Here is a 15795-nt window from a genome sequence, read left to right as displayed (position 1 = left end):
ACCCGTATTTAACCGTAGGCTATCGCTCACCCCACCAGCGGCAAAATCTTGCTCAACAACCTTCAAGCCCGCGCCCAAACAACAACCCCCGCACCCACAAGCGCAGGCTGAGCTGCGGCTTGTAAGTGCGGGGGTTGTTACTCGATGGTTGGCCGGGGCGCGGGGGTAGGCGTGAGGCCAGTACGGGCTAAGCGGCCGTGGTCGAATTAGCCAACCCTGTAGCACGCTGCGTGAGGCGCCCTGCCACCCAGTAGGCCAGCCAGGCAAACAGCGGCGCGGCCAGCACATCATAGGTATAGTGCACGCGCTGCACCAGCACCAGCAGGCCTACTACTACCATAGCGGCGGCCAGGCCACCGCGCCACCAGCGGCCGCGCACGGCCAGCGCTAGCACGGCCACCGTGGAGGTGTGGCCCGAGAAAAATAAGTCCTTTGTAATGGCTTCGCTGGCGGCGGTGTGGAATATCTGGGCCAGAAAGGGGTCGGGCAGCGGCAGAATGAGCACCGGCGGCGACAGCGGCAGCAGCCAAATGCACACCATGCGCAGAGCCAGGGTAATAAGGTAGGCCCACAGCCCACGTAAAAACAGCTGCGGCTGGCGCGTGAGCCAGCCCACAGCTGCTACCACGCTGCCATACATCAGGGCGAAAACAGGCACCGCTACGTCGTAGCGCGGCAGCAGCGCCAGCAGCGGGTCGGCCAGTACAGGCCCCGGCCGCTGCTGGATGTAGCGAAAGAAAATGGGCACCACCGGCACTACTACCCCAAACAGCAGCACCACCAGCAGCAGCCAGCTGGCCCGAAAGGCGGGCCGGGCCAGCGCCAGCGCCCAGGCGCGGCGCCCCGCCGCGTCGGCCGTCGTAACGGGTGGTTCAGAAAGCAAAGTAGGGGTAGCCGCAGAAGCAGAAACACGCATGGCGCTAAGAAGCAAGAAAAAGCAAAACTCCGGGTAAGCTCACAAAAATAAGCCCAACCACGTGGCTGGCCGAGCCGCTGACGCTAACAGGCCGACGTGTGCCTGGTGTTCCCGGCCGGTTGTGTTTCCGTTATTTTTAGCCTGATAGCCCCGAATAGGCCCTTGGGCGAGCGCGGCCGGCAGTACCTTGGCCTACATGAAAATCGCTACCCCCCTCTTGGCGGCCGGCCTTGCCCTAGCGGCTGCCCACGCCCAAAACGCGGCCCTCGACGCCCGCATTGCCAAGCTGGCCGCCACCGAGCAGGCCAAAGTAGTGGCCTGGTGCCGCGACCTGCACGAGCACCCCGAGCTCGGCAATGAAGAAACCCGTACTGCCGCCCTCATCGCCGCCCAGCTCAAAAGCCTGGGGCTCGAAGTGCACACCGGCGTGGCCCGCACTGGCGTAGTCGGCATTCTGAAGGGGGGTAGGCCCGGCCCCGTGGTGGCCCTGCGCGCCGATATGGACGGCCTACCCATCACCGAAACCACCGGCCTGGCTTTCGCCAGCACCGCCAAAAGCACCTACCTCGGCCAGCCCGTGGGCGTGATGCATGCCTGCGGCCACGACACCCACGTGGCTATGCTGCTAGGCGCCGCCGAGGTCTTGAGCCAAGTAAAAAACGACCTGCCCGGCACTGTTAAATTCATTTTTCAGCCCGCCGAGGAAGGCTCGCTGCCCGGCACGGTGGGCGGCGCCAAGCTTATGGTGCAGGAAGGTGTGCTGGAAAACCCCAAGGTAGACGCCATTTTTGGGCTGCACATCTGGGCCTCGGCGCCGGTGGGCCAGTTGCAATACCGGCCCCGCGGTGAAATGGCCAGCTCCGACCGCTTCACTATTAAGGTAGTGGGCAAAGGCGCGCACGGCGCCAAACCCTGGAGCAGCATCGACCCGGTGGTGACGGCCGCCGAAATTATCACGGCCCTGCAAACCATCGTGAGCCGCCAGGTTGACCTCACCCAGGATGCCGCCGTAGTGACGGTGGGCACCGTGCAGGCCGGCGTGCGCTATAATATTATTCCGCCCGATGCCACGCTCAGCGGCACTATCCGGGCCTTTAGCCCCGATACGCAGCAGCGCATTTGGGCGGCCATCAAGCGCACGGCCACCGGCATTGCGGCAGCCAATGGCGCCACGGCCGAGGTCGGCATCGAGCCCTACGTGCCCGTTACCTTCAACGACCCCGCCCTGACGGCGCGCATGCTGCCCACGCTCCAGCGCACGGCCGGCACTGCCAATGTGGTCGAAATCAAAGCTGTAACCGGCGCCGAGGATTTTGCCTGCTACCAAGAAAAAATCCCCGGCTTGTTCATCTTTTTGGGCGGCACCACACCGGGCACCGACTTTTCTACGGTGGCCGACCACCACACTGCGGGCTTTAAGGTTGATGAAAGCGCCTTCCCACTGGGTGTGAAAACGCTGGCCACGCTGGCCGCCGATTATTTGAGCAAGAAATAGCGGATGCAGCCGTGTCCTTGGACCCCTGATTCCTACCCTCTCTTTTCTGGAAAGGGGGTGGGAATCAGGGGCCTAAGGACAAGCGTAGTATGCCATGTTCGCCAAGAACAACAGGCGACTACTTAGTCGTTGTGCACCAAGGACTTGCCGTGCTTCTTATAGAAGGCGTACTCTATCTTCAGCGCCACGGTGGCAAAGTCGTCGTTCGACTTAGGGTTGCCGCGCTGGCTGATGTCGTCGAGCAAGTCGGTGCTAGTGAAGTAATAAAGGCCTTCGAGGGTGAAGTGCAGCGAGCGGCTGGCGCGCAGCGTAACGCCGCCACCCACGGGCAGCACGGCGGCCAGGGTAGGGTAACCGCCAATGCGCTCGGGCGCCAGCGCGATGACGCCATCTGCGGTCTGCTGCGACGCCGTGGGGTTGTTGAGCAGCGCTCCTACCCCTGCCTGCAAGAACGCCAGCACGGGTGTGGGCCGGTTGTTGAGGCCAAAGTACATGCTCTTGTCCGCGTTCAAGTTGTAGCGCAAGAAGGTAGTTAGCAGGCCATTGGTGCTGGCAAAGCTGTAGCCCCGGCCCGGCGCCTGGTCGGTGGCCTTCAGCTTAATGTAGCTCAGTTCGAGCCCGTAGGTAAGGTGCGGGCTAAGCGACTGCGTGAGGCCCAGGCCGAGGCCCATACGCAGCGTATTATTTTTCAGTTTATCGGCAATATCCCCGTTATAATAAGCCAGGTTGGGGCCAAAAGTGAGGCGCACTGGCAGCCGGTGGTAAGGCTGTTGGCTGGGCGTGTAGTAGTGGCGCAAGGGGCGGTAGCCGGGCGGGGCAGCCTGGGAAGTACCCGGGAGGGCCGTTAAAAGGCTTGCACCAAGCAGAGCAGTAAGGAAAAGACGCATAGTACTGAAAAGAGCTTACCGAACAACCGCCGGCCAGAATTGCCCCATACGGCGGCCAGGCCCATGCAGTTCGCCGCCGCGCCGTGGCAGTATCTTGCGTTCCTCAATTCGGTTTGCAACGATGACTGTTCACTTCTCCCTTCCCTACCGCACCACCTTCGGCCAGCGCCTGGTGCTCTGCGGCTCGCTTCCCGCGCTGGGTCACTGGCAGTTAGCCCAGGCCCTACCCCTGCACTATGACGAAGCCACCACCCGCTGGAGCGCCGAAGTAGCGGTGCCCGCCGAGGCCGCTACCGCGCCCATCAGCTATAAATATGTACTGCTGTTTGAGAGCGGCGGCGTGGTGTGGGAGTGGGGCGCCAACCGCACCCTGGCCCTGCCCACCAATGAATTTGAGCGGCTGGAAGTGCGCGACTTCTGGCGCGCGCCGGCCCAGGACGAGAACGAACTGTTTACGGCGGCCTTCACCGAGGCCTTGTTTCGGCGCCCTACCCCCTCCCCCGCCGCCAAGGCCACGGCCAAGGTGGCCAAAGGCAAAAAAGGCAAGGCCGATGCCCCCGAGCTGCCCGCGGCGCCCACCGCCAATGTTCGGTTTCGGCTCGAAGCCCCGCGTGTAGCCTCGCTGCACCAAGTATGCGTGCTGGGCTCCGATGCCGCGCTCGGCGCCTGGGACCAAGGCCCGCCGCTGGTGCTTTCGGATGCGGCCTACCCCGCCTGGCAGGCCGACGTGGCGCTGGCAACCCCCGAAGCCGAGCTGCGCTACAAGTACGGCATCTGGGACCCGGCCGCGCAGGCCGTGGTGCAGCTCGAAACCGGCGACGACCGGGTGCTGCCCGCTAGCCAGGCTACCCCCGGTACCCTGCGCGTGCTCGACGATGAGGCTTTTCAGTATGCCGCTGGGCTGTGGCGCGGGGCCGGTGTGGCGCTGCCCGTGTTTTCGTTGCGCAGCGAAAAAGGCCTGGGCGTGGGCGAATTTCCTGACCTGAAGTTGCTGATAGATTGGGCCGCTAAAACGGACCTGAACCTGGTGCAGATTCTGCCCATCAACGACACCACGGCTACGCATACCTGGGTCGACTCCTACCCCTACGCCGCCATCTCGGTGTTCGCGCTGCACCCGCAGTACCTGAACCTGGATGCCATTGCCAAGCTCAAGGATAAAAACGCGGCCGCCGAACTGGCCCAGCTGCGCGAGGAGTTCAACGCCAAGGACTTCGTAGACTACGAGCCGGTAATGAACGCCAAGTGGAAGTTTCTCAAGCTGCTGTATAAGCAGGAGAAAGCTAAGTTTTTGGCCGACCCCGAGTTCCACAAGTTTAAGGTGGAGCAGGGCAATTGGCTGGTGCCGTACGCGGCATTTTCGGGGCTGCGCGAGCGCTTCGGCACGGCCGATTTCCAAGAGTGGCCGCGGGAGTTTCGGGCGCCGCTCGCACTGCCCGAACTGGTGGACGAGCACGGCCCCGACTTCGACGAGTTTGGCCTGCATTTCTTCACGCAGTTTCACCTCGATAAGCAGCTGCGCGACGCCGTGAGCTATGGCCGCACCAAGGGGGTAGTGCTGAAAGGCGATTTGCCCATCGGCATCTACCGCCACTCGGTGGACGCTTGGACGCAGCCCGAACTCTACCACATGGACCAGCAGGCGGGCGCTCCGCCGGACGATTTTTCGACTACCGGCCAGAACTGGCGCTTCCCCACCTACAACTGGGAGCGCATGGCCCAAGATAATTACGCTTGGTGGAAGCAGCGCCTGGGCCACCTGGCCCGCTACTTCGACGCGCTGCGCATCGACCACATTCTGGGCTTTTTCCGCATCTGGGAAATGCCCGCCAACTCGGTACAGGGCCTGTTGGGGCACTTTTCGCCCGCCCTACCCCTGCACCGCGACGAGATACAGCGCCGCCTGGGCTGGTTTGATTACGGCCGCTTGTGCGAGCCCTACATCCGTTGGCACTTGGTGGAGCGCACCTTCGGTGGCGAGGCGCAGGCTGTGTTCGACGAATTTATGGTGGCCGGCGACTACGGCACCATTCAGCTGAAGCCCGCGGTGGCCAGCCAGCGCCAGATAGAGGCGTACATCAACGAGCAACTAGCGGCGCACCCCGAGCGCGCGGAGTTCTTGCTGCGTGTGCAGCCGGGGCTGTATCACTTTGTAAATGAGGTGCTGTTCTTGCCCGCGGGCAATGATTTCTATCACCCGCGCATCACGCTCAACAAGTCGAGCAGCTTTGCCGAGCTAGATGGCGAGGAAACCAAGCGCCGCCTCTACGACGACATTTATGTCGACTTTTTCTTCCGCCGCCACGAAGAGTTTTGGCGCGAGCAAGGTTTGGTGAAATTGCCGCCCGTGCGCTACGCCACCAATATGCTTATCGCGGGCGAAGACCTGGGCATGGTCCCCGCCTCGGTGCCGGGTGTAATGAAGCAGCTTGGCATGTTGGGCCTCAACATCCAGCGCATGCCTTCGAACCCCAACGTGGAGTTTGGCCACCCCGCCGACGCACCCTACCTCTCGGTAGTGAGCCCCGGCAGCCACGACATGAGCACTCTGCGTGGCTGGTGGGAAGAGGACCGCGTGCGTACCCAGCGCTTCTTCGAAACCACCCTGGGCCACTGGCGCCAGCTGGCGCCCTATTACGCCGAGCCCTGGGTGATTCGCGAAATGGTGGTGCAGCACCTGGCGTCGCCGGCGATGTGGGCCATTTTTCCGCTGCAAGATTTGCTGGCCATGGACACCCACCTGCGCCGCGCCAACCCGCACGACGAGCAAATTAATGTGCCCAGCAACCCGCAGCACTTCTGGAAATACCGCCTGCACCTGCCCCTGGAAGAACTCAACGAGGCCGTAGGCCTCAACGAGCCCCTGCGGGCGCTGGTGGAGGCGAGCGGCCGGGGCAAAACCTACTAAACTCCGCGCTCCCTATCCCCACCTACACGCAAAAGGCCGCTCGAAAGAGCGGCCTTTTTTGGGTTTGTACCCCAGCGTATTCGTTAGTTGGCGAGAGCCATCTGGCGCAAGTACTCCTGCATTTTGGGGGTAGTTTCCAATTCGCGAAACTGCCGCAATTGCCCCGGCGATAAGAGATTGTTGGCGACACGCTGCAACTGCTCGCGTTCGGTAGGCACCAAGGCCGCTACCTCGGCTGGCGAGTGGTTGGCGGCTTGCACGGCCATAAAGTCCATTTCTTGCTCTAAGTAGGTCCGCAAGCTCAATCGCTGTGCTTCGGTAAGTGCCAGTTTACTAGTGCACAACTTTATAAATCGGTCGGCCGCTACAGGCGCTTTAGCAGCTGCGGCGCTGCTATGTGCCAGCGCCGCTGAACTAACTAAAGCCAGGCTGGCAACCCCCGTTGCGACCCGAAAAAACAGGCGAATTGACATAGCTGAGGAGAATTAGCGTGAATATTTTCCAATAAACGCTACCAGCTTAAATAAGTGCCAATTTTTAGCGGTTAAGTAATTTTTCAACTTGTTAAACTCTATATAACAACTGCTTGATTGTCAAGACCGAATAAAGTTAAGTAAAATATTTAATAAATTAAATATAAACCAGTAATGTTTTATACTTTATTACGTTGAAAAGAAAAGCTAATAATTTATAAAGTGCAATTTTTTGTAATCGCCTTAGGCCTTAATTTACTTCTCTATTTGTGCTTAAAAAACTCAGTGCTAATTTTAACTTACTAACAGCTAGTCTAATGTTTTTATAAAAATTGTATTAATTCGCTAAGAATTTTAAATTACTATACTTAGCGCCCCAATTTTAATCTAATTAAATTTCTACTTCTCTTCTCTCCCACTTTTATGATGAAAGAACTACAATACTGGCGCCGAAGAGCCGGGTTTGCTACTAATGAAACCCGTGAGCCAATATGCGGAGTCCTACGCAGTTGGCTACCCCAGGGTGACCGCACAACTGCGGCATTAAGCGTGCTGTTGCTAGCACTGGTGAACCTGCTACCAGCGAGTGCCTGGGCGCAGGCCTGCACCACTACCAGCACGCTGAACAACACGAATAATGCTACCGGCAACCGCAAGACGTCGACGGAAACGGTGGGGGGCACCTCCTTCGCCTACGCCGGCTACACGAGTAGCGTACCGGGTACTCAAACCAACACGTTTTCGGTAGGCACCAATGGGGCACTTAGTGGGCAAACGCTGGTGTGGCAGCTCGACAACACGGGCAACGCGGGGCCCAACAGCTCTTATGTAACGCTGGTGTTTACCCGACCGGTCAACAACCTGACGCTGCAGTTTCAGGACCTAGACTCTGATACCAACTTTCAGGATGACTTGGTATTTGAGCCCTACCTCAACGGTAGCTCGACCCCTACTACCCTCACCAGCGCCAACTTCACCACCGGCGCCAACAACGCCTACGTAACCGGGGGCGAAGTGCAGGGCACCAACCCTAGCGCCGCCGGAGAAGCCAGCGGCAACCTGACGGCGACGATGCCCGCCGGCGTCACGTCGCTAACTATCCGCTACAACAACACCCGGGCGTTTACCACCGGCGCCAACCGTACCCAAACGCTGGGCCTTAACACCATTAGCTGGTGCGCGCAGGCCGATGTGTATGCCCGCTATACAGCGGGGCCTACCACGGCCACGGCGGGCCAAAATGCCTCGTACACCGTGCAGTTTGGCAATAACGGCCCCGACGCAGCAGCGAGCGGCGTGAGCCGGCAAGTAACCCTGCCCGCCGGGGCTGTGGTGACTAGCAACACGGGCGGAACCTACTCGGCCGCCAACAACACGATTACCTACCCCACGCTCGCTACCCTAGCCTCGGGTGCTAGCAACTCGTTTACCTATAGCTACACGGCACCGCTAGCGGCCAACTCGTACGATAACGTGGCCACGATTGGGGCCACTACGGCCAGCAGCAACCCCACAGACAACGATTCGCAGAACCGCACGCTGCTCGTGACTGCAGCATCGGACCCCTGCACCACGGCGGCCATTTCGCTGAACTACGCTACCCGGCCAGCCACGGATGGCAGCTGGAAAAACCGGGGCCCGGAAAACGCGCCCACGGCTACTTCGACTACCAACGTCACCACCACGTACGCTTCGGGCGATGCCAATAGCATATTCTCAGTGGCCCAAGTGAATGGGGTGCAAACGTTGGGCTGGTCGGCCGATTATACGGCGGCCAATGGTACCTCCACGGTAACCTACAAGTTTAGCCGGGCTGTATCGAACCTGAGTGTGCAGGTGCAGGACATCGACGGGTCTTTTACCGCAGCCGGCGTTTTAGGTGCTTTAACGCCCAGCAGTGGCTACACCGATGAGGTGCGGTTTACGGGTGTTGGCAGCGACGGTGCCACCGCTGTAACGCCTACCCTTACCAAGGTGAACACAGCCTCAACTTTCTTTACTATTAATGCCAATACTGCTACTGCCAACCCAGCTGTAGGAGGCAGCAGCAGCCCCACGGATGCATCAGTAATTGCCACGTTTGCCAGCCCGGTTACGTCGCTCACTATTCGGTACCGCAACGTTACGACGGCCACTACTGTCAATAACCAGGTATTGGGCATCGACCGCCTTACTTGGTGCCGCTTGGCGCCCGTGGCCAACGACATCACCAACGCCAGCCGCCCCAGCGGCCAGGACGCAGCCAGCATCAACAGCCTGAGCGCTACGGCCGAAGGCACGATAACTTCGTACACCATCACGGCCCTACCCCCCGCTACGCAGGGCACTTACTACGTAAACGGCGTGGCCCTGACCACGGCCGCCTTCCCGGGCCTGGTACTGACGCCGACCCAGGCGACGCAGCTGTCGTTTGCGCCGGCGGCCTCGTTTAGCGGCACGGCCGGCTTCACGTATATCGCCACCGATGACGCGGGCATTGCCAGCCCCACTGCCACCTACGCCATTCCGGTAACCAACACCGGCGCGGCCGGCACGCCCGCCGCCTGCGCCACAGCGGGCAAAGACGGCGCCAAAACGCTCGACGCTAACCCCGACACCTACTACCCCGGTACCCAATCGGCCGCGGTGAATGCCACGAGCATCACCGTGGGCGCCGCTACCATTGGCAGCACCACTACGGGTACGCCTACTACTATTTCGAAGGGCGACCTGCTGCTGGTTGTGCAGATGCAGGGGGCTGATATCAACTACACGAATACCGATGCCTACGGCGACGGCGTGGCTGGTGGCGGCGCCAGCGGCAACCTGAACACCAACTTCACGGCCGGCACCTACGAGTATGTAGTGGCCAACAACACTGCCCCCATCACGGCGGGCACGGGCGGCATTATCGCCCTGGTTTCGGGCCTCAAGAACAGCTACATCAACGCGAACGCGACCACTACCACCGGGCAGCAGCGCTTCCAGGTGATACGCGTGCCCCAGTACACAACCCTGACCCTGAGCGGCACCATTGTGCCTACCCCCTGGAACGGCACTACCGGCGGCATTCTGGCCCTCGACGTGGCCGGGCAAACGACCTTCGGCACCAATGCGGTGATTGACGCTTCGGCTCGCGGCTTCCGCGGCGGTGGCGGCCGCACGCAGGCTACGGCCGCGGGCAACCAGGCCGACTACGTGAACACGACAGCTGCCGATGCCAACGCCCAGAAAGGCGAAGGCACAGCCGGCACGCCGCACTACGTAAACGCGCCGACTACCCCCACCGATGCAACCACCAACACGACCCTGACCCTCACAACCGACGGCTACCCCGGCGGCACCAGCGGCCGCGGCGCCCCTGGCAACGCCGGCGGCGGCGGCGGCAACAACATTGACAACAGCGGCGGCGGCGGCGGCGCCAACGGCGGCGTAGGCGGCCGCGGCGGCAACAAGTTTGCCGGCACCAACGAAGCCGTGGGCGGTGAGCCCGGTGCTTACTTTGGCGTCGTGACCAGCAGCCGCCTTGTACTAGGTGGCGGCGGCGGCGCCGGCACCACCAACAACGCCACCGGCACCCCCGGCGGCGGCGCGGCTAGCAGCGGCGCTCCGGGCGGCGGCATTGTGCTGCTGCGCACGGGCAGCGTAAGCGGCACGGGCAGCATACTGGCCAACGGCGGCAGCGCCAACACCAGCCTAGCCGACGACGGCAGCGGCGGCGGCGGGGCCGGCGGCACCATCTTGGTAACGGCTACCAACCCCGCGGGCCTGGCCAACATCGTGCTGACCGCTAATGGCGGCACGGGTGGCAGCAACACGGGCAACAACACGGCGAACGGCGCCCACGGCCCCGGCGGCGGCGGCGGTGGCGGCGTCATCTTCGCCAACAGCGCGGTAGCTACGGCTTCTTCGGCCACCGGCGGCGCTAACGGCACCACCAAAGGCGGCGTCGCCTTCGGGTCGGCCGCCGGCTCGGGCGGGGTTAGCAACACCCAAATCAGCAACAGCATCGCCAACAGCGTAGCGGGCTCGAGCTGCATTGCCGACGTAGCCACCACGGTTACGGCTCCTACTAACCCGGTAGCAGCTGGCCAAACGGCTACGCTCAACGTGGCATTCGTCAACAACGGCGCCCTTACTGCCACGGCCGTTACGCGGCAAGTGCAGCTGGTAGCTGGCCTGGCCAACGTGGTTATCAAGGATGCGCTGGGTGCCGTTATCACCGGCGCGGCCTACAACTCGACCAGCGGCTTGGTTACCTACCCCAACGTAGCGAGCCTAGCCAACGGCGGCGACGCCAGCTCGGTTATCACGTTCACGGCGCCGGCCGCCGGGCCGGTAGCCGTTACCTCGACCATCGGTACGGCCACGGCCGACCCGGTTACGGAAAACAACACCAGCTCGCTTTCTTTGGGCGTGACGCTGGTGGCCGATGTGAGCACGACGCTGGCGGGCCCGCTGGCCCTGAATGCCGGCCAGCCCTCGGGCACCTTCACGGCTACGTATACCAACTACGGTCCTTCGGCGGCTAGCTCCGTGTTGCAGACCGTGACCCTGCCCGCCGGGGCCACCAACGTGCTGGTCGGCGGCTTGCCCTACTCGCCCGTCGGCAACGTTATTACCTTCGGCACGGCGGCTACTTTGGCCAGCGGCGCCACCAACACGTTCACGTACAGCTTTACGGCGCCCAACACTACGGGCTCGTTTGCCCAGACTAGCAACGTAACGACGACCACCGCTGAAACCAGCGCCACAAACAACGCGGCTACGTTTACTTCCACCATTGGCGCGATTGCGGATGTGGCGGCGACTGTTTCGGCGGCCAACGCTGCGGTAGCTACCGGCCAGACCGGCACCTTCAATGTGAAGTTCACCAACGGCGGCCCCAACCCGGCGGCCACCCCCACGCTGCAAGTGCAGCTGCCCGCCAACCTGGCTGGTATTTCGATTTCGGTGGATGCCGGCACTACGGCGAGCTACAACCCCACGACGGGGGTAGTAACCTACACCTATGGCACGAGCGGCACGGCTATTCCGAGCGGCACGACCATCAACTCGGCCATCTCCTTCACGGTGCCCTCTACCGGCACAGTCACGGCCACGGCAGCCAGCGGCACCACTACCAACGAAATGGGCCGCACGGCCAACAACGCGCAGTCGGCTACTGTGTCGGCCACGCCGGGCACCAACCTCGCCACCGTCCTCTCGGGCCCGGCCTCGACGGTAGCCGGCACCCTGACCACCTACAGCTTGGTAACGACCAACAACGGCCCCTCGGCGGCCGCCGCCGTAGCCCAATCGGTAGAGATACCCAAGGGCCTCACCCCGGTTTACATCTCGAACGGTGGCACCTACGACGGCACGTCGGGGGTAGTAACCTTCCCGAGCCTGGGCACGCTGGCCAGCGGCAGCCTGGTGAACAACACCATCAGCTTTGTAGCCCCGGGCTCGGCCATCACGGCCAAAGCTACCGTTAGCACCACCACGGCCGAAACCGTGCTGAGCGACAACACCTCGACGGTTACAACCAGCGTATCGACGGCTTCGACCACCGATGCCAACATCTATACGACCATCAGCACCACCAGCGCCAATGTGGCGCCCGGCGCAGCCGTAACTTTCCGAGTGCGGGCCGGCAACCGCGGGCCCAATGCGGCTACCAGCGTAGTTGAGAGCGTATTGCTGCCGACTGGCCTAACGGGCGGCGTCACCATCACCGACTCGACGGGCGTAGCCATCACCGGTGCTAGCTACAACACCACGACGGGAGTAGTAACCCTACCCACCATCGGCATGCTGTCCAGCTCGGTGAAGAACCTGTACCTCATCACGGTGAATGCGCCGGCCTCGGGCTTGCTCACGGCCAGCGCCAGCATTGCCGCTACCACCAACGACGTGATGATGGCCGACAACTTGGCCACCGCCGACGTAACGGTGAGCAGCCCCGGCGACGTAGCCACCACCCTCACCGGCCCCACCCAAGTAGGCGCCGGCCAGGCCGTGACCTACACCGTGACGACGACCAACAACGGCCTCGCGCCGGCCGCCAACGTGGCACAAACCGTAAACATCCCCGCTGGCCTGGCCAGCGTAACGCTCTCGGGCTCGGGCACCTACGACACTACTACGGGGGTAGTAACTTTCCCCAACATCACTAGCCAAGCCAGCGGCAACTCGGTGCTCAATACCATCACGTACGTGGCCCCGGCCACTACCTCGCTGGTGAACGTAGCCCTGGTTTCTTCGGCCTCGCCCGATAACGTGCGCACCAACAACCGGTCGGCAGTAACGACGGCTGTGGAAGCTATTTCGGATATCGCGGTGTCCATCACGGGCCCCATGAGCATTGTGCAGGGCAACCAGGTAGACTACGCCATCGTGACCACCAACAACGGCCCTTCGTCGGCGGCCAATGTGGCCACGCGGGTGCAGCTGCCGCCCGGCCTGGGCACGGTGGTGGTTTCAAACGCGGCCGCAGGTGCTAAGTATGATAATGCTACGGGCATTGTCACTTTCCCCACTATTGCCAACCAGGCACCGGGCGCGGAAGGCACTGTGACCAACATCATCCGCTTCAACGCGCCAAGCAACCTCAGCCAGCTGAATGCTACGGCCACCGTAAGCGTGCCCGGCACGGTTGAAGAGTCGAACTACCTCAACAATACCGCCAGCATCATCACCACGGAAACGGCTCCGACAGCGGTGCTCACCAACCTGATGACGGAAATCTCTGCCTTGCCCACCACGCCGGTGGCCGGGCAGTCAATAAGCCTGACGGTAACGACTACCAACGTGAAATCGACCACCGCGGCCCCCACCGGCAATGCCACCGGCGTGGTGCAGCGCGTGGCCCTAGAGGCTGGTCTCACCATCATTGGTACCATCACCAACGGCGGCACTTACGATCCAACAACGGGCATCGTCACCTTCCCGGCTATCGCGCTGACCAACGGCACGGCCGTGACCAACACTATTGTGTTGTCCACGCCCAGCTCGCCCACGCTGCAAGCTCGTGCCCTGGTAACGGGCGACCAGTCGGACCCGGTAGCGGCCAACAACACCGATTTCCTGAACCTGACGGTTTCGCCGCGGGCCGACATTGCCACGACCGTAAGCGGCCCCACGGTGGTAGCCACCGGCGATGCCGTCACCTACTCGGTGGTAACGCTCAACAACGGGCCTTCGCCCGCTGCTACCGTGAAGCAGACGGTTACCATCCCGAGTGGGCTGGCAGCCGCAAGCGTTACAATTTCGGGGGGCGGCACCTACAACTCCGGCTCGGGGGTAGTAACCTTCCCGGATATTGACAGCCAGGAGCCGGGCGCCGGTGGGCAGGTGATGAACACCATTAGCTTCGTAGCCCCGAGCACCAGCTTCACGGTAGTGGGCAACGTATCGACCACTACGGTAGAGCCAACTGCCCCGGGCACGCTCAACAACAGCTCGACCGTGACGGTAGCGCCCGGCAACACGGCCCCCGTGGCCAATGCCGTGGTGAATGCGCTGCAAACCCCCGAGGGCAATACCGCGGGCCCGCTGCTCATCTCGCCGCTCAGCGCTACCGATGCCAATGGCGCCGGCACCATCGCTTCGTATCGCATCACCTCGATTCCGGATGCGGATATCCAGGGCGTTCTCACCCTGAACGGCAGCCCGCTGGCAGTAGGGTCGGTGGTTACGGCGGCCAATGCAGCCAGCCTCCGGTTTGACCCAGTAACCGGCTTCATCGGCAATGCTTTCTTCGGCTACACCGCCACCGACGACCAGGGAGTAGTATCAGCGGCTTCGGCCCTGTACACCATCCCGGTGGGCCTCGACCTGGCCTCGACCTACGCCACCTACAATGCCGGCAAGGGCCGCGCCAACCCCTACGTAACCGGCGACGTGCTGGCCCAGGCCACTGACCGCAACGCCGCTACCTACACCACCACTGGCATCATCTACGATGCGACGACTGGGGTGAAGCAGACCACGGCCGGCAACGGGATTGGCGACGCTTCGCTGGCTGGGGCAGGCCCCACCAGCAACCCGACCAACACCCTGCCTTCGGGTGTGAGCCTCGACGCCGCCACCGGCCGCATCTACGTGAGCAATGCCAGCTTGCTGGTGAACAACCTCACGGCGAAAACCTACTCGGTGAACGTGACGACGACTGACCTGTTCGGGGGCATCACCACAGTACCGGTGACGTTCACTATCGGCGCCGTTCCGCTGCCCGTGTCGCTGACGGCCTTCACGGCCCAGGCCGTGCAGAACCGCGATGCCCTGCTCAATTGGAGCACCGCTTCCGAGCTCAACAACGCCTACTTCGACGTCGAGCGTAGCCTCGATGGCACGACGTTCGTGAAGGTAGGCCAAGTGGCTGGCCAAGGCACCAAGAGCACTGGCACTAGCTACACGTTCACGGATGCTGGCATCGGCACTCGCACTTCGGCTCCTGTCTACTACCGCCTCCAGCAAGTAGACCTCGACGGCACGGCCACTTACTCGCCAGTGCGCACCGTCAGCTTCACCCAGGCTGCCGTGGCCTTGAGCTTGTACCCTAACCCAGCCCAGCGCACCACCCAGCTCGACCTGAGCCAGCTGCCCACCACCGGTTCGTACCACGTGACGCTGCTCGACGCTACGGGCCGCACAGTACTAAGCACGACGATGGGCGGAGGCCTACCCCAGCCGCTGGACCTGAACGGCCTGGCCACTGGCACCTACAACGTGCTCGTGACCGGAACCTCAGCCACTGGCACACCGCTCCGCCAGGTACTACGCCTCACCAAGGAATAGCACTTGCCGGGTAACAACCCACTGAAAAAGCCCCCTTGCCAAATTGGCAAGGGGGCTTTTTTGATGCCGGTTGATTCGGCTAGCACAAGGGGGGTAGGGCTGCTAGGTACGGCAACTGCTTAGCCGAGCGCAGCTTAATCAAAATACCTCCCACGCATATGATAAGCTCATTTTATCTATTGCATTAAAAACACAATTCTTATTCCTTTTAAAAGTGAGCTATTTAATCCATTGCCTTTTCTCTTAGAGAAGAGGCTTAGCATTGATTTTTTTATCGAAAAATCACGGAAAAAAGCGAAATATAAAGAAATAAAGCGGTTTCATTTTTTCGTCATAAAATAAATTTCCAAAGTGCT

At 61.8% G+C, this 15795-nt stretch carries 6 protein-coding genes; 3 read left to right on the top strand and 3 right to left on the bottom strand.

All coding sequences use genetic code 11. The features are described from left to right. Positions 1-187: 187 nt before the first annotated feature. On the bottom strand, positions 188-916 hold the full coding sequence (locus GO988_RS09690) for a phosphatase PAP2-related protein (RefSeq protein WP_157564663.1): 729 nt from the start codon (positions 914-916) through the stop codon (positions 188-190). Between the two features lie 196 nt (positions 917-1112). On the opposite strand from GO988_RS09690, the gene GO988_RS09685 reads away from it, so the two are divergent. Beyond that, on the top strand, positions 1113-2411 hold the full coding sequence (locus GO988_RS09685; protein WP_157564661.1) for an amidohydrolase: 1299 nt from the start codon (positions 1113-1115) through the stop codon (positions 2409-2411). A 122-nt stretch (positions 2412-2533) separates the two neighbouring features. Here GO988_RS09685 and GO988_RS09680 read toward each other — a convergent pair whose 3' ends face one another. After that, entirely contained in the window at positions 2534-3208 is a 675-nt protein-coding gene (locus tag GO988_RS09680) for a hypothetical protein (RefSeq protein WP_157564658.1), read from the bottom strand. A 211-nt stretch (positions 3209-3419) separates the two neighbouring features. Here GO988_RS09680 and GO988_RS09675 point away from each other — a divergent pair, with 211 nt between their 5' ends. Next, positions 3420-6206 carry a 4-alpha-glucanotransferase gene (locus GO988_RS09675; RefSeq protein ID WP_157564655.1) on the top strand — a complete coding sequence of 929 codons (2787 nt, stop codon included), beginning with the start codon at positions 3420-3422 and terminating at the stop codon, positions 6204-6206. An 83-nt stretch (positions 6207-6289) separates the two neighbouring features. Here the strand turns inward: GO988_RS09675 and GO988_RS09670 are convergent, their stop codons facing one another. Continuing rightward, on the bottom strand, positions 6290-6481 hold the full coding sequence (locus GO988_RS09670; protein WP_157564653.1) for a hypothetical protein: 192 nt from the start codon (positions 6479-6481) through the stop codon (positions 6290-6292). Between the two features lie 765 nt (positions 6482-7246). Between GO988_RS09670 and GO988_RS09665 the strand changes: the two genes are divergently transcribed. Beyond that, complete coding sequence (locus GO988_RS09665) at positions 7247-15439, top strand: T9SS type A sorting domain-containing protein (RefSeq protein ID WP_198172610.1); 8193 nt, start codon at positions 7247-7249, stop codon at positions 15437-15439. Positions 15440-15795: the final 356 nt, after the last annotated feature.

This window comes from Hymenobacter ginkgonis (genome assembly GCF_009755225.1).
In the GTDB taxonomy this organism is placed as follows: domain Bacteria; phylum Bacteroidota; class Bacteroidia; order Cytophagales; family Hymenobacteraceae; genus Hymenobacter; species Hymenobacter ginkgonis.
This window is presented reverse-complemented; position numbering and strand designations above follow the sequence as displayed.